Genomic DNA, 18,298 nt, shown 5'->3' on the forward strand with positions numbered 1-18,298 from the left:
TCATAATAGTATAAAAATAGTCAGATATGTGGAAACTATTATATTTATATTGGCACAATGCACAAACGAAAGAACCTTTTGTTGTACAAGCCTACAAAAGTCCGAAAAAAAGAAAATAATGTTTGAAATCAACAAATAGTGGGTGTATTATATAGGTGTCAAATAAATAAAGCCCTTCGGTAAAGGGCAAAAAATTAATTCATAAAGGAGATTTATTTATGCATGCTTTAAAAAGATTCGGAACAGCATTTGGTGGCTACAAGATGATGGAAAACTATCCAGAACCAGAATGTGGTCCAGACGACATTATCCTTGAGATCAAGGCAGCAGCAATTTGTGGTGCTGACATGAAACACTGGGGTGTTGACAACGGTTATGATGATACAAACTGTGAAGGTCAACAGCAGTCAGTTCGTGGTCATGAATTTGCCGGTGAAATCGTAAAGGTTGGCGAAAATGTAAAAGACTGGCACGTAGGTCAGAGAGTTGTATCAGACAACAGTGCTCATGTTTGTGGTGTTTGCCCAGCTTGTGAACAGGGTGACTTCCTATGTTGTGAACACAAGGTTAACCTTGGTCTAGACAACAACACATGGGGTGGTGGTTTCTCAAAGTACTGTAAAGTACCTGGTGAAATCCTAGCAATTCACAAACACGCAATTTGGGAAATCCCAGAAGGTGTTAAGTATGAAGAAGCAGCAGTTCTTGATCCTATCTGTAATGCTTACAAGGCAGTTGCTCAGCAGTCTCACCTAATTCCTGGTCAGGATGTTGTAGTATTCGGTACAGGTCCTCTTGGTCTATTCTCAGTACAGATTGCAAAGCTAATGGGTGCTGTAAACATTGTTATGGTTGGTCTTGACGATGATGTAGAAGTTAGATTCCCTGTTGCTATGGAACTTGGTGCTACACATTGTGTTAACGGTTCTAAGGAAGATGTTGTTGCTAGATGTACAGAAATCTGTGGCAGAGATAACCTAGGTTTAGTTATTGAATGTTCAGGTGCTAATGTAGCTCTTAAGCAGGCTCTTGAAATGACAAGACCAAACGCAGAAATCGTTAGAGTTGGTATGGGCTTTAAGCCACTTGAATTCTCAATCAACGATGTAACATCTTGGAACAAGAGCATTATCGGTCATATGGCTTATGACTCAACTTCTTGGAGAAACTGTATCAGACTTCTTCAGTCAGGTCAGATTAAGGTTCAGCCAATGATCACTCACAGAATTGGTCTTTCACAGTGGAAGGAAGGCTTCGATGCAATGGCAAAGAAGAAAGCTATTAAGGTTATCTTCCATTACGATTACAACGACTAATAGTTAATTAAAAAGGTATTTATATAAGGTTTATATAGAGGGTATAAAAATGAGAAAACTTTTGATTGCTCCTTCAGTTGGATGCTGTGATTTATTTCATGTTGAAGAACAAATGAAGATAATCAATGAAAAATCAGATTTTCTTCATATGGATATTAAAGATGGCGTATATGTTCCAAGTTATGGTATTGGACCTGATTACTTAGATTATCTTAATAAACATATTGATAACCTAAAGCCAATGGATGCTCACCTAATGATTAAACATCCTCAACAGTATCTTGAAACATTCGCTAAAGCAGGTGCTACTTACATTACACCTCACACAGATTGTATCGAAGGTGATGCTTTCGTAACAATCAACAAGATTAAAGAGTTAGGATGTAAAGCCGGTGTTGCTTTAAGTCCATCAGTTCCACTGGAAGCAATCGAGTTTTATCTTCCATTACTTGATAAGGTAACGATAATGATTGTTGATCCCGGCATTTCAGGACAGAAAGTTGATCCTCAGATGTTTGTTAAGATTAAGAAGTTGGCAAAGATTAGAAAAGAAAGAAATCTAAACTTCTTAATTGAAGCAGACGGTTCAATGAACAAGGAACTATATGCTCCACTTTATAAAGCAGGTGCTGATATGGTTATTCTTGGACCTCCTGCTCTTTGGAACAAGGATGAAGATTTCTCAAAGGCTTGGGAAATTATGGAAAATGAAGTTGAAACAGAACTTCAGGGTGTCGAAAGGGACGCAATCTAAATGAGGAATTAAAAGTTACGGAAACTTTTAAAAAATAAAAAGGAGAAAATAATGGGTAAAAAAACAAATGCAAACATTGGTGCGAGGTTAGACCGTTTACCTCAATCTAAATGGCATATCAAAATGTGGCTAGTTACAGCATTCGCACTTCTAGTATGCTGGTCAAACGGTATCGGTGGCGCAGTTCAAAATATTTTGAACGAATTAGGCTGGTTTGAAGGTAGTGCAGGACTACTTGCTATGTGGGGTACTTCTTACACTATTGGTCAGTTATTCGGTGCACTTATTGGTGGTCCAATCGGTGACAAGATCGGTAGAAAGAAAAGTATTCTTCTTTACGAAGCAATTCACATCATAGCTATGATCGGTGGTGCATGTTCACCTAACATCTACGTTCTATTCGTATTCAGAGTAATTCAGGGTCTGGCTCTTGGTGCTCTTCTAGTTGTTCTATTTGCCGGCTTTACAGAATATGTTCCTGGTAAGAACCGTGGTACATGGTCAAGCCGTACATCATTCATCGGCAACTGGGCTCACCCAATCTGCAATGGTATTGCACTTCTAATCGTTTCAGCCGGTGTTAGCCAGGCTATGAACTGGAGAATCCAGTTTATGATTCCATCAATCCTATCAATTATCGCATCAATCATCATCTACGTTAAATTCCCAGAATCTCCAAGATGGCTAGAATCTCAGGGTAGAGTAGAAGAAGCAGATGCTATTATGACAAAGATCGAAAAGGAAATCGAAAAGTCAACAGGCAAGGCTCTTCCTCCAGTACAGGAAGTATCAGAAAAGCCAGTTAAGAAGCTTCCTTATACAGCTCTATTCAAGGGCAAACTACTTAAGAGAACAATCGTTGGTTCACTTGTACTTATCGGTATGAACACAATCCAGTACACACTAATGAACTGGATGCCTACTCTACTATCAAGCTGGGGCTATGATACAAAAGACTCACAGTTTATGACAATGTTTGGTCTATTCGGTGCTCCATTCGGTATCTTCATCGCTTCTCTAATTATGGATAAGCTACCTCGTAAGGTTACCGGTGTTGCTTTACTAGTATTAATGGCCGGTTTAGGTATTGCTACAGGTACTTTAGCTCCATCTCTAGGTGTTACAGGTATCATCGTTATGACATTCATCCTAAACACAGTTATTTATATGTATGTTTGCTACGCATCAGCAGTTTATGTTCCAGAAATGTGGCCAACATCAGCTAAGCTATCAGGTTCAGGTTTCTGTAATGCAATGGGTCGTGTAAGTAATGTTATCTTCCTATCACTTATCCCAACAATCGCAGGTACAGTAAGTAATGCTGACGGTACAGCATCATTCAACACACCTGGTAATGTATTTATCGTTATCGCAGTTATCGCAGCAGTAATCGCAGTTTCTATCATCTTCCTAGGTGTTGAAACAAGAGGCGAATCTGTTGAAGAAATCGGTAATGTTGACTAATTAAAATTTATTAAGAGAGAAAATATTAAAAAGCAGGTCTTGAGCAAAAGCTCAAGTTGAGTAAATCTTTATGAGTTCGGAGCCTAGGCAACTAGGCTCCGGTAAAGAAAAGGAGTAATAATTATGAAAAATTCTGAAGCAATTTTGGTAACTCCTAAGAAGTTTGAAATCCAGGAATGTCCTGTTCCGGAGCCAAAAGATAATGAAATATTAATGAAAGTTGAATATGTCGGAATGTGTGGTTCTGACATCCATGGTTTTGAGTTTGGTCCATTTATCCCACCTAAAGATCCTAACACAAAGATTGGTCTAGGTCATGAGGTTGCCGGTGAAGTTGTAAAGATCGGCTCAAAGGTTACAAAGTTTAAAGTTGGTGACAAGGTTCTTATTGAACCGGGTGTTCCTGACAACACATGTGAATACTGCCGTGAAGGTAGATATAACATTTGCCCGGGTGTAGATTTTATGGCAACACAGCCTAACTACAAGGGTGCATTAACACAGTATATGACTCAGCCAGAAGAATGGACATATCATATTCCTGAAGGTATGTCAACACTAGAAGGTGCTTTAGTAGAACCTGCAGCAGTTGGTATGCATGCAGCAATTCTTGGTGGTGCAATGCTTGGTAAGAGTATTGTTATTCTTGGTGGTGGTACAATCGGTTTGATGGTACTACAGGCATGTAAGAGTCTAGGTGCAACAGATATTACAGTTGTTGATGTTCTTAATAAGCGTCTTGAACTTGCTAAGAAGTTAGGTGCTTCAAGAGTTATCAACGGTAAAGAAGAAGATACTGTTGCTCTATTAAGATCAGAAGAATTATATGGTGACCATGGTGTTGACCTAGTATTTGAAGCAGCCGGTTCTGTATTTACAGCTCAACAGGCAGTTCAGATTGTTGCTCGTGGTGGTAAGATTATGATGGTTGGTACTCAGTCAAAGCCAGTACCAATTGACTTCCTAAAGATTAACAGAGAAGTTACAATTCAGACTTCTTTCCGTTATTGCAACAACTTCCCACAGACAATCGAAGCTATTGCAAGTGGTAAGTTCAATGTTAAGGATATGGTTACTCATATTTACGATTATAAAGATGTACAACAGGCATTTGAAGATGCTATTGACCCTGTTAAGAAGGCAGATATGGTTAAGGGCGTAGTTAAAGTAGCTGAGTAAAATTACAAAATAAAATAAGGAGAATTAATTATGTTATCAGATATCAGATATTGGGAAAGAAAAGCAACAGAAGGACATTACGCTATTCCTCACTTTAATGTTTGGAATGCTGAAATGCTAATGGGTGTTATTGACGCAGCAGAAGAACTAAGAGCTCCAATCATTATTTCATTCGGTACAGGTTTCACAGGCAATACTTCATTTGAAGATTTCTGTTATATGATGGATTCAATGGCTAAGAAAGCTACTGTTCCTGTTATTGAACATTGGGATCACGGTCGTAATATGACAATCCTACAGAATGCTGTTAACCACTGTATGAATTCAGTAATGCGTGACGCATCTGCTCTTCCATATGAAGAAAATGTTGCAGAAATCAAGAGATGTGTTGATTATTTCCACGCATACAACATTCCTGTTGAAGCTGAACTTGGTCATGTTGGTAACGAAACAGTTTATGAAGAAGCTCTTTCAGAATACCAGTACACAGACCCAACAAAGGCTAAGGAATTTGTTGAAAGAACTGGTTGTGACTCACTAGCTGTTGCTATTGGTAATGTTCACGGTGTATATTCATCAGAACCAAAGCTAGCTTTCGATGTACTTGAAGCAGTTGCTAAGGAAGTTGATGTTCCACTAGTTCTACACGGTGCATCTGGTATCGGTGATGAAGATATTAAGAAGGCTATCTCCCTAGGTATTGCTAAGATCAACATTCATACAGAACTTTGTCAGGCAGCTATGGAAGCAGTTAATGCTCACAAGGATGAACCATTCCTAGCTATGCAGAGAGAAGTAAGAAAAGCTATCAAAGAAAGAGCTATGTACAAGATTAAGTTGTTCGGTGACGACGGAAGAGCTGATGAATAATGAGTGAAAAGAAGTTAGATGTAATATGTCTTGGTGCAGCAGTAGTTGATATTCCTCTAAGACCTGTATCAAGAGATATGTTTGATATTGAATCCTACCCTGTTGATAAAATTGCAATGACTGTTGGTGGGGATGCAATGAACGAAGCTACTATTATTAGCAGACTTGGCTTTAAGACAGGTATCATCGCTTGTATTGGCGATGATGCTGCCGGTCAGTTCATTCTTCGTTCTTGTAAAAAAGACAACATTGATGTTGAAGGTATCAAGATTGACCCTAACATTGATACATCAATGAACATTGGACTTGTTACTGAAGATGGCGAAAGAACTTTCGTTACTAACAGAAACGGTAGTCTATGGAAAGAAAATATTGAGCATGTTGATTTTGAAAAAATGAAACAAGCCAAGATTCTTTCTCTTGCAAGTATTTTTAACTGTCCTTTACTAGATGGTAAAGCACTTGTTGAAATCTTCAAGGTTGCTAAAGCAGAGGGTATGACTATCACTGCTGATATGATTAAGCCAAGACTGGGCGAAACCCTTGATGATATTAAAGAAGCACTTAGTTATGTAGATTATTTCTTCCCTAACTTTGATGAAGCTTGTCTGATGACAGGTGAAACAGATGAAGCTAAGGTTGCAGATGTTCTTTATAACTGTGGTGTTAAGAATGTTGTTATGAAGATAGGCAAGAGAGGTTGTTATATTCGTAACGCTGACGGTGCTATGATTGTTCCGGCTTGTAAAGGCGTTACAGCTATTGATACAATCGGTGCAGGTGACAACTTTGCATCAGGCTTTATTTCAGCAATTCTTCAAGGTAAAAACATTCGTGAATGTGGCGTATATGCTAACTGTACTGCTGCTATTTCAGTTCAACACACAGGGGCAACATCCGGTGTTCAAAACAAGGAAATGGTTGAAGAAATGTTAGCAAAGTACCACAGAGATTATATTCTTTAAAATAGCCGTAGCCTTTAGGCAACTAAAGGCTACATTAAAATAAATAGTTTTAGAAAAAGGTGATTAAAATGAAGACTATGAAACTTGGTAAAACAGGTATGGAAGTTTCAAGAATGGGTCTTGGTACATGGTCCATTGGTGGTGGCTCAGCTTGGGGTGGCGACCACGATTTACAGACAGTTGTTGATACAATTGTTGAAGCACCAAAGCTAGGTGTTAACCTAATTGATACAGCTCCTGGTTACAACTTTGGTAACAGTGAAAAAATTCTTGGTATGGCTCTTCAGAAAATGAACAGAGAAGATGTTAAGATCATCACTAAGTGTGGTGTTACTTGGGATCAAGAAATGAAGGGTGACCTTTTCAATAAGGTTAACGGTATTCAACTATATAAAAACCTAAACAGTGACTCAATCAAGAGAGAAATTGAAGAATCTCTAAAGAGAATGGGTACTGATTATGTTGATGTATATATGACTCACTGGCAGTCAATCGAAGGTAGTGAATATTATGTTCCTATCCAGAAGACAATGGAAGTACTAAACGACCTTAAAGCTCAGGGTAAAATTAAGGCTATTGGTGCTGCTAATGTTGATATTAAGCAAATTCAGGAATATCTAAAGCATGGCGAACTAGACATTGTTCAGGCTAAGTATTCAATTCTAGACCGTGGCATTGAAGATGAAATCATCCCTTGCTGTCGTGAAAATGGTGTTACAATTCAGGCTTACTCACCACTAGAAATGGGTCTACTTTCAGGTACAATGCCAAGAGATTACAAGCCGGTTGGTGCTCAGATTCCTAAGAAGTGGTTCCAGCCAGACAATATGCAGAAGGCTATGGATGTTATGGATCAGTGGAAGCCACTATGCGAAAAGTACAACTGTACAATTGCAAACCTAGCACTTGCTTGGATTCTTGCTCAGGGCGAATTCATTAACCTACTAAGTGGTTCAACAACAGTTGACCAGATTAAGAAAAATGTTAAATCAACTGAACTAGAACTGGAACCAGCAGATGTAGCTATGATGCGTGATATGGTTGAAGAAATTGATAAATAATTAATTGCTCATTTTGTGATTTTCCGAATCATCTTTTATACATTGCCACCTATTCTAAGTTCCCATTCGGAGTGGGTGGCAATAATTTTCCTATGAATATTCAATATTTATGAATTTTCTCAATTTTCTTACAATTTATTATATAAAAAACACAAAAATCTCTTTACTTTATAATTTATATTTGGTATAATTATAACAACGAGGGGGAGACCTAATTATGGAAAAGAGAATTGATAAAATTAGACATAAAGTTGAAACAGAAGGCGAGGTATTTGTTACAGAGTTAAGCGAACTATATGATGTAACGGAAGAAACAATTCGCCGAGATCTTGAAAAGTTAAAAAATGAAGGTGTGGTTACAAGAACCTTTGGTGGTGCAGTTCTTAACACAGTTAACCACAAGGACCACATTCACTTTTTCAAGAGAAAATCTATTAATATAGAAGAAAAAAGAAAGATTGCTTCAATGGCTGTAAGGGCTATGCCTAAAATGCGTACACTAATGGCTGATAACAGTACAACAGTTATGGAAGCTATGAAGCTTTTGAAGAATAAGAATAATATTACTACAATTACTTTTTCAGCACAGATATTCCAAGAACTTGATGGTTCTGAAATGAGAGTTATTTCTACCGGTGGTAGATATGACGAAGATACTCTTTCATTCCAGGGTAACTTGGCTATTGACAGTATCTCAAAATATAATGTTGATGTTGCCTTTTTGAGTTGTAAGGGACTTAGCTTTGAGGGTGGTTTAATGGACTCTACAGAGGGTGAAGCTTTCCTAAAATCTGAAATGGCAAAAAGAGCTAACACAGTGGTGTTACTTGCAGATCATACAAAATTTGACCAAACAGCTTTCGTGAACTTTTTAAGTATTGATAAGCTTGATTATCTGATTACGGATGAAAAACCTGATGATAAATGGGTTGATTATTGTAATGAAAATGATATAAAGTTGATTTACTAAGAACTTTGTATTGCAAGCCACTTGTTTAACAGGTGGCCGTTTTTATTTTTGGATATTATTGAAAAGCACTGATTAAGGGGGCAAAGGTTTTTGTGCTTTTTAATTAATATAACGGATTAAAAATTTTAAGATGATAAACGAGAGATGGGTATGAAAGCTCAGAAGCAAAAGATGTCTATCATTAAGAAGATGTTGATTGCTGTTGTTGCCGGTTTTGCAGTTGGTATTCTTTGTCTATTTATTAAAGGACAAATTAACGCTGATGTGTGGGATGTTGTAGATGCAATATTCTTCCAAGATATTACAGCAACAAAAAGTATTGAAGGTATTGGTATTTTCTATATTATAGGACAGTTGTTTATGCACGGTTTGCAGATGATGATTGTTCCTCTGGTTTTATGTTCACTTAGCTTGGCACTATGTAGCTTAGCTGATCCAAAGAAACTTGGTAAAATCGCAGGTAAAACATTTATCTGCTACATATGTTTCTATGTTGTAGCAGCAGCTCTTGCAGGTGCAGCAGCTTACTTTGTTAAGTCAATGGGTTGGTTCGATGTTAACCTACCGGCTAAGGAAGCTCAGGAACTTGTAACAATGGATGGTTATAACCCACTTGTTACAGTTGTTAATGCAGTTCCTTCTAACATTGTTAGTTCACTTTCAAGCAATAGTACAATTCTTTCAGTAGTTGTTGTTGCTATTGTGCTTGGTCTATGTATGACAGCACTTGGCGAAAAGGCTCAGCCACTTAAGAGAGTTATTGAAGTTCTAAATGACATTGTACAGATGGCACTTAACTTCATTATTAACAAGGTTGCTCCAATTGCTATTTTCTGTATGATCGCTAGAGCATTTGCAGTTTACGGTACAGAATATATCTCACCAACACTTGTTTGGATTGCAACAACTATCATTGTTAGCTTACTACTTGTTGTTACAATTTATCCTATCGGTGTATTTATCACAACAGGCCTAAACCCAATTACATTCCTAAAGAAAACTGCTAAGATTGGTATGTTTGCAGCAGCAACAAACTCATCAGCAGCTACACTTCCACTTAACACAAAGACATGTACAGAAGAACTTGGTTGTTCAAAAGAAATCAGCAGTTTTGTTCTACCAACAGGTATGACAATCAATATGAATGGTACAACTGCTATGCATATGATTGCTATTACATTTATCGGTACTGCAGCAGGTATTAATATTACTCCTGCTACTTTAGCACTAACTGCATTCCTATCAATTTGTACTGCTATCGGTACACCGGCTGTTCCTGTTGCAGGTACAACAATGGTTTATGTTGTTATGATGGGCTTAGGTTTCAACACAGAACTTTGCTTGATTGGTTATTCTCTGGTTTTGGCAATGAACTACCTACCTGGTATGGCTGTTATTACACTAAATGTTGTTGGTGACGCAGCTACAAATGTTATTGTTAATGCTAAAGAAAAACGCTTAAATAAAGAAGTATATGACAAAAAATAGTCTTTCTATAACCCCCTTTAGAAAGGAAACTCACCTATCGGGAAACCGGTAGGTGTTTTTCTTTTGTCTTAATTTGTTCGTTATAATGCACAAATACTAACCTTGTTATATGTATATATTATACAAAAGGAGATTTTGTGGAAAATCAAAATAAAAAGCAAGAAAATGTAATAAAAATCCTAAAAATTTAACTTTAAATTTGATTGATTTAAACATTGACAATTTTTCTCAATAGGAATATTATATTTACGAAATAAATTTGAGGTGGTATTTTAAAGAAATTTTGTGGCAGAAATTTTCTTCTTCTTTTCTATTTATAATGTAGAAAAGTTGATGTATTTATTAGTAATTTTGAAGAAGGGTAGTTAATGTTTAGTAACAAGTTCATTTGCAGATTGATAGTCCCACTAATTTTTGAACAACTTTTGGCAGTTAGTGTTGGTATGGTTGATACATTTATGGTATCAATAGTTGGTCAGGTAGCAGTATCCGGCGTAGCTTTGGTTGATAATATAAATAGATTAATCATTCAGATAATGGCTGCTTTTGCTACCGGTGGTGTTGTTATTGCCAGTCAGTATTTTGGTTGTGATGATAGAGTTAGAGCAAGACACACCTGTGCTCAGCTTGAAACTATTATGATGATTTTCTCAGTTGCAGCTGCACTTATTTTCTGTGTGTTTACAAGTCCGATTTTGTCATTGATTTTTGGTTCTATCGAAAAAGATGTTATGGACTGTGCTACAACATATCTTTTCATCACTGCTCTTTCATATCCATTCCTTGGTATGTATAATGCCGGTGCTGCTATTTTCAGAAGTGTGGGTAACAGCAAAATCAGTATGAACATCAGCTTACTGATGAATGCAATTAACATTGTGCTAAATGCAGTATTTGTTTTTGGTGCCGGTATTGGTGTTGCCGGTGTTGCACTTGCTACTTTGATTAGCAGAGTTGTTGCCGGTGTTGTAATGACAATTTTTGCACTATCTAAGAAAAACCCTATGGCAGTACATAATCTTAAGAAATATATTCCTAAGAAAGCATTTGTTGTTAGAATTCTTAAAATCGGTATTCCTAGTGGTATCGAAAACGGTATGTTCCAAATCGGTAAAATTGTTGTTGTAAGTATGGTTGCTACCCTTGGTACAGATGCAATCGCTGCCAATTCAATTGCCTTTCAGGTTATTGACTTCCCTAACATTCCGGGTACAGCAATAGGCCTCTCAATGGTAACTATCATTGGTCAATGCTTAGGTGCAGGTAGTGCTGAGGATGCTAAGGTTTACACCAAAAAGTTAATGAAACTAACTTACCTTAGTGACTGGGTATGTAAGTTGTTGTTACTTGTAACTGCTCCGTATATAGTAAGTCTATTCTCACTTTCACCATCAGCAACAGAAACTGCAGTATTCGTTTTGAGATGCTTCAGTATTGCTTCATTACCTGTATGGCCACTAAGCTTTGCACTTCCAAACTCATTACGAGCAGCCGGTGATGTAAACTACTCACTTGGTGTTAGTATGATTTCAATGTGGGTATTCAGAATTATTTGTAGCTATGTAATGGTTATGGTACTTGGTTGGGGTGTCCTAGGTGTATGGCTAGGAATGTTCATTGACTGGTACGCAAGAGGTGTTGCTTACTTAGCAAGATACTTGTCAGGTAAGTGGAAAAAGCACAGAGTAATCTAAAACTACACATAAAATAAACTGCTATGGAATTAAATCTCCATAGCAGTTTTTGCATATACATATATAAATAGAAAGGACTCAACTTTTTGTTGAGTCCTTAATTTGTTTATGTTAGATTGTGATAATTCCAAGCTGACTTAGAATACCTGTAACAAAGATAAATAGTAAGCAGATTGGAGCAATGTACTTAATCATAACATTGAAAAGTTTCTTTCTGCCGAACTTTTCACCATTCTTAGTGATTTCATCTGTAAGAGCCTTTGGCTTAATAACCCAACCAACAAGAATACAAGTACAGAATGCAACGATAGGCATTAGAATACTGTTACTAATGTAGTCGAAGAATGTTAAGAAGTCCATTCCAAGAATCTTAATATTAGCCCATAAACCGTTACCAAGTGATGATGGAATACCAAGTAGTAGGCAAATACCGATAACGATTAAGCAACAAGGAATTCTCTTTAGATGGAACTTGTCCATTAGTGAAGAAACAATAGCTTCCATAACAGAGATGGAACTTGTAATTGCTGCGAAGAATACAAGTACAAAGAATAGTAAAGCTATAATGTCACCACCGGGCATTTGCTGGAATACCTTAGGCAATGTCATAAACATTAGACCTGCACCCTGAGAAGAAAGACCTTCTTCACCACTAAAGATGTAAACTGCAGGAATAATCATTAAACCTGCTAATAAAGCAACAAGTGTATCGAAAAATTCAATACGGTTTACTGACTTAGTTAGGTTAACATCATCTCTTGTATATGAACCGTAAGTAACCATAATACCCATTGCAATACTCATTGAGTAGAATAGCTGACTCATAGCACCGGCTACCGTCAAAATAGAGAATTTGCTAAAGTCAGGGATTAAGTAGTACTTAACACCCACCATTGCATTTGGAAGTGTCAGTGCGTAAATTGCAATACCAATAGTAAGTACAACAAGTAGTGGCATCAAGAATTTACTTAACTTTTCAATACCTTTCTTTACACCAAGCATAATAACAACAATGCTGATTAGCATAAAGATTAAGAAGAATACTAGTGGAGCTACAGGGTGACCGATAAAGTCACTAAAGTAACCATCTTTTGCTGCCGGAGCAACAAGACCCTGAGCATAAACTGTTACATATTTTGTAACCCAACCACCAATAACACAATAGTAAGGAATAATGATGATTGGTACAAGGGTTGCAATGTACCCTAAGAAAGAAAACTTTTTGTTTAGTTTTTTGTAGGCAAGTACAGGACTTAGCTTTGTCTTTCTACCAATAGCAATTTCAGCAGTTAATAGAGCAAAACCAAATGTTACTGCTAAGATTAAATAAACCAGTAGAAAGATACCACCACCGTATTGAGCAGCAAGGTATGGGAAACGCCATAGGTTACCTAAACCAACTGCACTACCGGCTGCCGCAAAGACAAATCCTAGACCACCGGAAAAACTTCCTCTTTTTTTGTCCATAATGTGGCACCTCATTTCAAATTATCCACTATATGATACCACAATTCCTAGTGCTTTACAATGAATATTTCATATTATGTGGAGTTTGTAAATAATTAACAGTGTAAAACTGTTTCTATTGTGAAAAAGCAACTGTAAGTATTTTACTTTTACTTGCAGTTGCCTTATTTTGGGTTAAATTTTCTTTTAAACCGGTTGTGTATTCTTATTATAGAGAATAGGAATTTTTTTGTGGGAAATGATAAGCAGAAAAATCTGCTATACAGGTTAAACTTTAGGGAAGTTACTTTTGTGATTTTGTTATTGTGAGAGAATTCACTCATTTTGCCGATAATTTGGCTTTTGTCAATAACCTCTTTTTGAAATTCATTGTCACCACACATAGTAACTTTACTGCCTTTAATTTTGAGAATTCTGTGAAGTACAAGCTGGTTTGTGTTTCTCCTAAAGAGAACAACATCATATTTCTTTAGCTTAGTTGGAAAGGTAATATATACTGAGTCTTTGTGGTCAATTAGTAGTGGGTACATACTTGTGCCATGTACCGGTGCTGAATAAAACCCATATTTTGCAATAATATCTTCAGGTTTATTCATCAAGCAGTCCAGCCTTTTTTATAGTTGCTAAAAATTCATCAAGGTCATTTTTTGCAGTTTCTTCGTCAATATCGTACTTATCAAGTAGGCTTTTAATGATGAAATCATAGGTAACATCATTTTGCATAACATTCCACACAAATTCACCGGTAGAGTTCATTTTTATAAATGTATTGTCGTAATCAGCCATTTCATCTGTGGCAACTGCAACAATTTTGTCTGCAAATTTTCTTAAAATAAAACCGTTCTTAATTTTCATTTTCTTCTCCTATAGCACTAAGTGCAGTATAACAAGCATCATCATTCATATTGCATTTTAACAAAAATATAGGTGTGTTCTTGGTTAGTTTTTCTATAAAGTCCATTGCTTTGATTTTACCCATAGAATTTTTTGGAAAATCACAGGCATTAAGTAGTGGGAAAAGGGACTTTTCTTTCGGTAAAGGTTCAACTGAATTTTCCTTTGCTCTTTGCAAAAAGAAAATTCCACCAAGTTCACAAGAAGTGTTTTCACCTAAATTTTCTTTACCTTGCCATGGACATCCAAACACAATAGGCTTATCCTCTATAAATCTTATAAAAGGCTTATCACCGTTAATTATTTTTACGTTATCACCTAAACATTTTTTCCATAGCATAATGTGAGTAGTTTTTCCTGTACCGGACTTTGCAGTAAAAATATAGGCTTTACCACTATATTCTATTGCTACACTGTGAAACAATACTCCATTATAATTGTTGAAAATTTCTTTACTGATATTTCTTAAAGTAGCTGAGGACTCATACAGAAAATCAGGAAAGTTAGGAGCAATTTTCTTTTCATTTATAATGTCATTTTCGGTAACAGTAACTGTAAAGTCAAAGTTATTTTCATTAGTTTCGTAATCCCTTAGTAAGGCAGATAAATACTGGCTTTTAGGGTTAATTTTTATATTAATATTTGCAATTTTATATATAGGCATTTTTCCACCAAAAAAGGGGACTTAACAGTCCCCAAGAAATTATTATATTAAATCATCAAACCAGCTTACATAAGCATTATCTCTTGCAGAGTCTTCTGCAATTGGGTCATCCGGTGATGGTGTTGATGTTGTGATTACATCATCGTTATTAATTTCTTCAATCTCAATTTCAATCTTGCTATAAACTTCTTTCATTATTTAAAAAGTCCTTTCTTATGGTTTTACAACTATATCAAAATATCCATCAGGATCAGTAGTTAAAGTTGGTTTCGTTGTAGTAGTAGGTAGTATTATTGTTGATGGTTTTGTTGTAGTTTCATCTTGTCCTTTACTTGGGAAAGATGAAATCATCTTAACTGAATACTTCTGTATCATTGTTGCATCAGCAACTGTTACTTTACCATCTTTATTTACATCAGCTAAAGTAAGTTCTTCAGCTGAGAAATCTTCATTGTTTACAATTTTGTGTTGAATGTAAACTGCATCTTTTACATTGATTTTGCCATCTTTGTTTACATCACCAATTCGGTAGTTGCTTGTAACTTTAGCATCATTATTACCGGAATATGCCGATACAACGCCGATTGAAGTAATAGCCATTGACAGCAAAATAACTAAACTAATTATTTTTTTCATATCTATTCTCCAATTATTCTAATGTAAAGAAGTCAACTTCTCTTTCTACTTCACTATCACTTTGTGGTGTAGTTGGTTTAGTAGGCTTTTTGTTTGTGTTGTTTTTGTTAGTTGTTGTAGTTTCTGTTTTGCTCTTTTTGTTTGATTTTTTAGAGCTTTTAGAACTTTTTGAACTACTTGACTTGCTACTGCTTGAGTTGTTCTTGTTAACAGAACTACTGTTATTGGATTTGGAAGTAGAGTTACTCAGGGTATCTTTATTACTGTTATTTGTGTTACTACTTACACTTGAGTTTTCCTCATCAGAATTGCTACTTGTGGAAAACTTCCGGGAATTTTCTGTAGTATCTTTGTTTTTACTTTCTTTCGTATTATTTGTTGTGGTAGTAATGACGGTTGTGTCATTTTTACCTGATGAAACGATAGCATTGTCCTTTTTAGAACAACCACTAAAAATAAATATCAAAAGTGAAAAACATAATACAACAATAAAAAACCTAGTTTTTCTTGTGTTTTTCATAGAGTCTATCCTTATAATAATATATAAATCTAATAGTAAACCTACTACGGAACTATATATTAACATATAAAGAATAACAAAACAACAACAAATAACTAGGTTTTTTGATAAAAACGATAATTTTTCTTGTTTTTATTCTTTTTTATGAACATTTTTAAACTTGTGATTGTAAATAAGCATTTGTAAATTCTGCCCAACTATAATTAGCCATATATTCACCTTGATAAAGGTTAAGTGCAGCAGCCTTGCCCTCATAGAATTCATACACATCACAAAGTACCTTGGTTGTATCAATAGCAGTATGATTTCTGCTTCTTATTAATATATCTTCAACACCATAGTCTTTAAGTGTATGTCTAAGTGAAGAAATAATTGTTGGTACACTTTTTACTTTATTGTCATCTTCCCACAAAGTTATTGCAATCTCAACATTAGTAACGGAAGCACCTTTCTTATCAACTAATTGTGCAAGAAGCTCCTTAGCCTTTAACCTTTTCCAATGAATAGGCTTTTTATCAACAAAAACATCAAAGTTGCCAAAGGTTTTGATTTCCACCTTTTTCTCAGTAGGAATATCCCCAATATTAGAAAACATAAGGCTAAGTTGTTCCAGGGAATTTCTGATTTTTTCCGGTGTAATAGGTTTTAACAGATACCCAACTGCATTTACACCGAAAGCATCAATAGCTCTGTCTGAATAAGCAGTACAGAAAAGTATCTTTGTTTTAGGTTTTAATTTTTTAATTTCTTTTGCCACATCAATGCCGTTGCCACCCCTTAACCTAATGTCAAGAAATGCATAGTCAAGGGGTTTGTTTCCTAGAGACTTTACAAATCCTATAGCATCTTCCGATTCTTCAAAACCTTTTATAATGTCGTTTTCATCAAAAACTTTTTCTAAGCTGTCTGTCAATGCCCATAGCATTAATTCTTCATCATCTAATGCCAATATATTCATCAATTTTCGCCTCGTCTATCTTTTTAGGAATTGTGATTGTTACAGTAGTGCCAACATTAACTTCACTTTTAATGTTAACAGTACCACCAACCATTATCTCGATTCTTTCAGTAACACTGGAAATACCAATGTGGGATTTTTTGTCATCATTTTCTAATTCCGATTTGTTATATTCAAACCCAACACCATTGTCTTTTACTTCAAGCACTACATTGTCACCATCACTAAAGGTAGAAATCTTAATTGTACCTCCACCTTTCTTGTTGCCAACACCATGCTTTACTGCATTTTCTACAATTGGTTGAAGTGTCAGTACAGGTAGGTAGAAGTTCATTTCTTTTATGTCATATTCAATATTCAGTTTTTTGCCGAACCTTAATTTTTCTAGGTCAAGATAGTATTTTACATTCTTAATTTCTTCAAAAAATATAATATAGTTTTTGCTAAGACCGGTATCTATATTACTTCTTAAGTAATTAGAAAAATTATCCATAGCCTCATCAGCTTTTTCAGGATCTTTTCTGTAAAGAATTCTAATTGTAGAAAGTGTATTGTATAGGAAATGAGGCTTTAGCTGATTTAAGATAACTTGTGTTTTAGCCTCTTTCACCATTTTCTCTTGTTCTTTTTCTTCCTTAATCAGTATGTAAATCTTTTTGTTTAACTTAGTAACACTAATATAAAAACTTGCTAAAAACATAATAGAACAGTTGAAAAGGTCACGCCAAAAAATTTCAGTAGGAGCAAGATAAGCCTCACCAACAAGTGCAACTGTAAAAGTAAGTATAAGAAACAGTAAGGTGTCTGTAGGGTAACTGTCAAAGATTGCACCGGTAATCAGTAGTGCAGCACATAACAGTACACTAATATCGTTCCTCTGAACAATAGTATCATAAAAAAATAGCAAGTCCTACAAATGTAACTGAAAATGTGGTAGTTAGTATTTTGGAGTATGTAAGAAGATTTTTGCCGTTTTTTAATGCTCTTTTGGTACAGAAATCAACAGCTAAAAGTATACATATGCCAATAAGGAAAGGTACTATATTTATTAAGGTATAGTTTAGTAACATACTTCTCACTATCATTATATAAATAAGAAGCAATGCACCACCTTTGGTATAGTACTTTAAGGATTGTAAATTACCGGATGCTAAAATATTATCAAAACGATTTATATTTTCATCTTTATATTTTCTTAAAAAAATGGAATTTATTTTATTTGCAATATTGTTCATAAATTATATTCTTTCTATAATAAAATTTTATTAAATCTAACTATAGTATTATACAATATTTTTTTAAAAAAAACAACTTCTTGATTAAAACAATAGGATTTGTTGGTGTTTTGTTGTACTAAGTATGTTAAAATCTCTCTGTTAAAATTATTCTGTAAATTGG

At 35.4% G+C, this 18,298-nt stretch carries 20 protein-coding genes; 10 read left to right on the top strand and 10 right to left on the bottom strand.

The features are described 5' to 3' along the window. Positions 1–218: 218 nt before the first annotated feature. The 10 genes from E5Z56_RS05100 (at position 219) to E5Z56_RS05145 (ending at position 11,761) form a co-directional block, all read left to right on the top strand. Complete coding sequence (locus E5Z56_RS05100; RefSeq protein ID WP_022504929.1) at positions 219–1,316, top strand: zinc-binding dehydrogenase; 1,098 nt, start codon at positions 219–221, stop codon at positions 1,314–1,316. Positions 1,317–1,365: 49 nt separating this feature from the next. Beyond that, positions 1,366–2,070 (top strand): beta/alpha barrel domain-containing protein, encoded by a 705-nt coding sequence (locus E5Z56_RS05105; protein WP_022504928.1) that lies wholly within the window; start codon positions 1,366–1,368, stop codon positions 2,068–2,070. A gap of 51 nt (positions 2,071–2,121) precedes the next feature. Beyond that, complete coding sequence (locus E5Z56_RS05110) at positions 2,122–3,534, top strand: MFS transporter (protein ID WP_138156845.1); 1,413 nt, start codon at positions 2,122–2,124, stop codon at positions 3,532–3,534. Between the two features lie 123 nt (positions 3,535–3,657). Further along, positions 3,658–4,713: an NAD(P)-dependent alcohol dehydrogenase gene (locus tag E5Z56_RS05115; protein ID WP_022504926.1), complete on the top strand. Its 1,056-nt coding sequence runs from the start codon at positions 3,658–3,660 to the stop codon at positions 4,711–4,713. A 30-nt stretch (positions 4,714–4,743) separates the two neighbouring features. Continuing rightward, complete coding sequence (locus E5Z56_RS05120; protein ID WP_022504925.1) at positions 4,744–5,583, top strand: class II fructose-bisphosphate aldolase; 840 nt, start codon at positions 4,744–4,746, stop codon at positions 5,581–5,583. After that, positions 5,583–6,548, top strand: coding sequence for a carbohydrate kinase family protein (locus tag E5Z56_RS05125; RefSeq protein ID WP_138156847.1), 966 nt, complete (start codon positions 5,583–5,585; stop codon positions 6,546–6,548). Before E5Z56_RS05120 ends, E5Z56_RS05125 begins: the two co-directional genes overlap by 1 nt. Before the next feature lie 68 nt (positions 6,549–6,616). Continuing rightward, positions 6,617–7,609 carry an NADH-dependent methylglyoxal reductase gene (gene ydjG / locus E5Z56_RS05130; RefSeq protein ID WP_138156849.1) on the top strand — a complete coding sequence of 331 codons (993 nt, stop codon included), beginning with the start codon at positions 6,617–6,619 and terminating at the stop codon, positions 7,607–7,609. A 217-nt stretch (positions 7,610–7,826) separates the two neighbouring features. Then, positions 7,827–8,579, top strand: coding sequence for a DeoR/GlpR family DNA-binding transcription regulator (locus E5Z56_RS05135; protein ID WP_138156851.1), 753 nt, complete (start codon positions 7,827–7,829; stop codon positions 8,577–8,579). 150 nt (positions 8,580–8,729) lie between these two features. Further along, on the top strand, positions 8,730–10,067 hold the full coding sequence (locus tag E5Z56_RS05140; protein WP_138156853.1) for a dicarboxylate/amino acid:cation symporter: 1,338 nt from the start codon (positions 8,730–8,732) through the stop codon (positions 10,065–10,067). Between the two features lie 368 nt (positions 10,068–10,435). Then, positions 10,436–11,761 carry an MATE family efflux transporter gene (locus tag E5Z56_RS05145; RefSeq protein WP_138156854.1) on the top strand — a complete coding sequence of 442 codons (1,326 nt, stop codon included), beginning with the start codon at positions 10,436–10,438 and terminating at the stop codon, positions 11,759–11,761. 111 nt (positions 11,762–11,872) lie between these two features. Here the strand turns inward: E5Z56_RS05145 and E5Z56_RS05150 are convergent, their stop codons facing one another. The 10 genes from E5Z56_RS05150 to E5Z56_RS05190 all read right to left on the bottom strand — a co-directional run bounded on the left by E5Z56_RS05150 (position 11,873) and on the right by E5Z56_RS05190 (position 18,135). Continuing rightward, positions 11,873–13,228 carry a sodium-dependent transporter gene (locus tag E5Z56_RS05150; protein ID WP_138156856.1) on the bottom strand — a complete coding sequence of 452 codons (1,356 nt, stop codon included), beginning with the start codon at positions 13,226–13,228 and terminating at the stop codon, positions 11,873–11,875. 164 nt (positions 13,229–13,392) lie between these two features. Further along, positions 13,393–13,824, bottom strand: a complete 432-nt coding sequence (locus E5Z56_RS05155; RefSeq protein WP_138156858.1) for a S24/S26 family peptidase — start codon at positions 13,822–13,824, stop codon at positions 13,393–13,395. After that, complete coding sequence (locus tag E5Z56_RS05160; protein ID WP_138156859.1) at positions 13,817–14,083, bottom strand: PqqD family protein; 267 nt, start codon at positions 14,081–14,083, stop codon at positions 13,817–13,819. Before E5Z56_RS05160 ends, E5Z56_RS05155 begins: the two co-directional genes overlap by 8 nt. After that, the gene (locus E5Z56_RS05165; protein ID WP_138156861.1) at positions 14,073–14,786 is read right to left on the bottom strand and encodes a hypothetical protein; all 714 of its coding nucleotides are present in this window, start codon (positions 14,784–14,786) and stop codon (positions 14,073–14,075) included. The genes E5Z56_RS05160 and E5Z56_RS05165 overlap by 11 nt, the downstream gene beginning before the upstream one ends. Positions 14,787–14,828: 42 nt before the next feature. After that, positions 14,829–14,981 carry a hypothetical protein gene (locus tag E5Z56_RS11665; RefSeq protein WP_175405383.1) on the bottom strand — a complete coding sequence of 51 codons (153 nt, stop codon included), beginning with the start codon at positions 14,979–14,981 and terminating at the stop codon, positions 14,829–14,831. Positions 14,982–14,999: 18 nt separating this feature from the next. Further along, the gene (locus E5Z56_RS05170; protein ID WP_138156863.1) at positions 15,000–15,422 is read right to left on the bottom strand and encodes a dockerin type I repeat-containing protein; all 423 of its coding nucleotides are present in this window, start codon (positions 15,420–15,422) and stop codon (positions 15,000–15,002) included. 13 nt (positions 15,423–15,435) lie between these two features. Further along, positions 15,436–15,942, bottom strand: coding sequence for a hypothetical protein (locus E5Z56_RS05175; protein WP_138156865.1), 507 nt, complete (start codon positions 15,940–15,942; stop codon positions 15,436–15,438). 154 nt (positions 15,943–16,096) lie between these two features. Continuing rightward, positions 16,097–16,900, bottom strand: a complete 804-nt coding sequence (locus E5Z56_RS05180) for a response regulator (RefSeq protein WP_232842494.1) — start codon at positions 16,898–16,900, stop codon at positions 16,097–16,099. Next, on the bottom strand, positions 16,878–17,807 hold the full coding sequence (locus tag E5Z56_RS05185; protein WP_138156869.1) for a sensor histidine kinase: 930 nt from the start codon (positions 17,805–17,807) through the stop codon (positions 16,878–16,880). The genes E5Z56_RS05180 and E5Z56_RS05185 overlap by 23 nt, the downstream gene beginning before the upstream one ends. Beyond that, positions 17,791–18,135, bottom strand: a complete 345-nt coding sequence (locus tag E5Z56_RS05190) for a hypothetical protein (protein WP_138156871.1) — start codon at positions 18,133–18,135, stop codon at positions 17,791–17,793. Before E5Z56_RS05190 ends, E5Z56_RS05185 begins: the two co-directional genes overlap by 17 nt. Positions 18,136–18,298 lie beyond the last annotated feature (163 nt).

Source organism: Ruminococcus bovis (assembly GCF_005601135.1).
In the GTDB taxonomy this organism is placed as follows: domain Bacteria; phylum Bacillota; class Clostridia; order Oscillospirales; family Acutalibacteraceae; genus Ruminococcoides; species Ruminococcoides bovis.

Excerpts from the sequence above, each read along its gene's own strand:
- E5Z56_RS05100 (WP_022504929.1), top strand. The coding sequence starts at position 219 with ATGCATGCTTTAAAAAGATTCGGAACAGCATTTGGTGGCTACAAGATG.
- E5Z56_RS05105 (WP_022504928.1), top strand. The coding sequence starts at position 1,366 with ATGAGAAAACTTTTGATTGCTCCTTCAGTTGGATGCTGTGATTTATTT.
- E5Z56_RS05110 (WP_138156845.1), top strand. The coding sequence starts at position 2,122 with ATGGGTAAAAAAACAAATGCAAACATTGGTGCGAGGTTAGACCGTTTA.
- E5Z56_RS05115 (WP_022504926.1), top strand. The coding sequence starts at position 3,658 with ATGAAAAATTCTGAAGCAATTTTGGTAACTCCTAAGAAGTTTGAAATC.
- E5Z56_RS05120 (WP_022504925.1), top strand. The coding sequence starts at position 4,744 with ATGTTATCAGATATCAGATATTGGGAAAGAAAAGCAACAGAAGGACAT.
- E5Z56_RS05125 (WP_138156847.1), top strand. The coding sequence starts at position 5,583 with ATGAGTGAAAAGAAGTTAGATGTAATATGTCTTGGTGCAGCAGTAGTT.
- ydjG (WP_138156849.1), top strand. The coding sequence starts at position 6,617 with ATGAAGACTATGAAACTTGGTAAAACAGGTATGGAAGTTTCAAGAATG.
- E5Z56_RS05135 (WP_138156851.1), top strand. The coding sequence starts at position 7,827 with ATGGAAAAGAGAATTGATAAAATTAGACATAAAGTTGAAACAGAAGGC.
- E5Z56_RS05140 (WP_138156853.1), top strand. The coding sequence starts at position 8,730 with ATGAAAGCTCAGAAGCAAAAGATGTCTATCATTAAGAAGATGTTGATT.
- E5Z56_RS05145 (WP_138156854.1), top strand. The coding sequence starts at position 10,436 with ATGTTTAGTAACAAGTTCATTTGCAGATTGATAGTCCCACTAATTTTT.
- E5Z56_RS05150 (WP_138156856.1), bottom strand. The coding sequence starts at position 13,228 with ATGGACAAAAAAAGAGGAAGTTTTTCCGGTGGTCTAGGATTTGTCTTT.
- E5Z56_RS05155 (WP_138156858.1), bottom strand. The coding sequence starts at position 13,824 with ATGAATAAACCTGAAGATATTATTGCAAAATATGGGTTTTATTCAGCA.
- E5Z56_RS05160 (WP_138156859.1), bottom strand. The coding sequence starts at position 14,083 with ATGAAAATTAAGAACGGTTTTATTTTAAGAAAATTTGCAGACAAAATT.
- E5Z56_RS05165 (WP_138156861.1), bottom strand. The coding sequence starts at position 14,786 with ATGCCTATATATAAAATTGCAAATATTAATATAAAAATTAACCCTAAA.
- E5Z56_RS11665 (WP_175405383.1), bottom strand. The coding sequence starts at position 14,981 with ATGAAAGAAGTTTATAGCAAGATTGAAATTGAGATTGAAGAAATTAAT.
- E5Z56_RS05170 (WP_138156863.1), bottom strand. The coding sequence starts at position 15,422 with ATGAAAAAAATAATTAGTTTAGTTATTTTGCTGTCAATGGCTATTACT.
- E5Z56_RS05175 (WP_138156865.1), bottom strand. The coding sequence starts at position 15,942 with ATGAAAAACACAAGAAAAACTAGGTTTTTTATTGTTGTATTATGTTTT.
- E5Z56_RS05180 (WP_232842494.1), bottom strand. The coding sequence starts at position 16,900 with ATGAATATATTGGCATTAGATGATGAAGAATTAATGCTATGGGCATTG.
- E5Z56_RS05190 (WP_138156871.1), bottom strand. The coding sequence starts at position 18,135 with ATGAACAATATTGCAAATAAAATAAATTCCATTTTTTTAAGAAAATAT.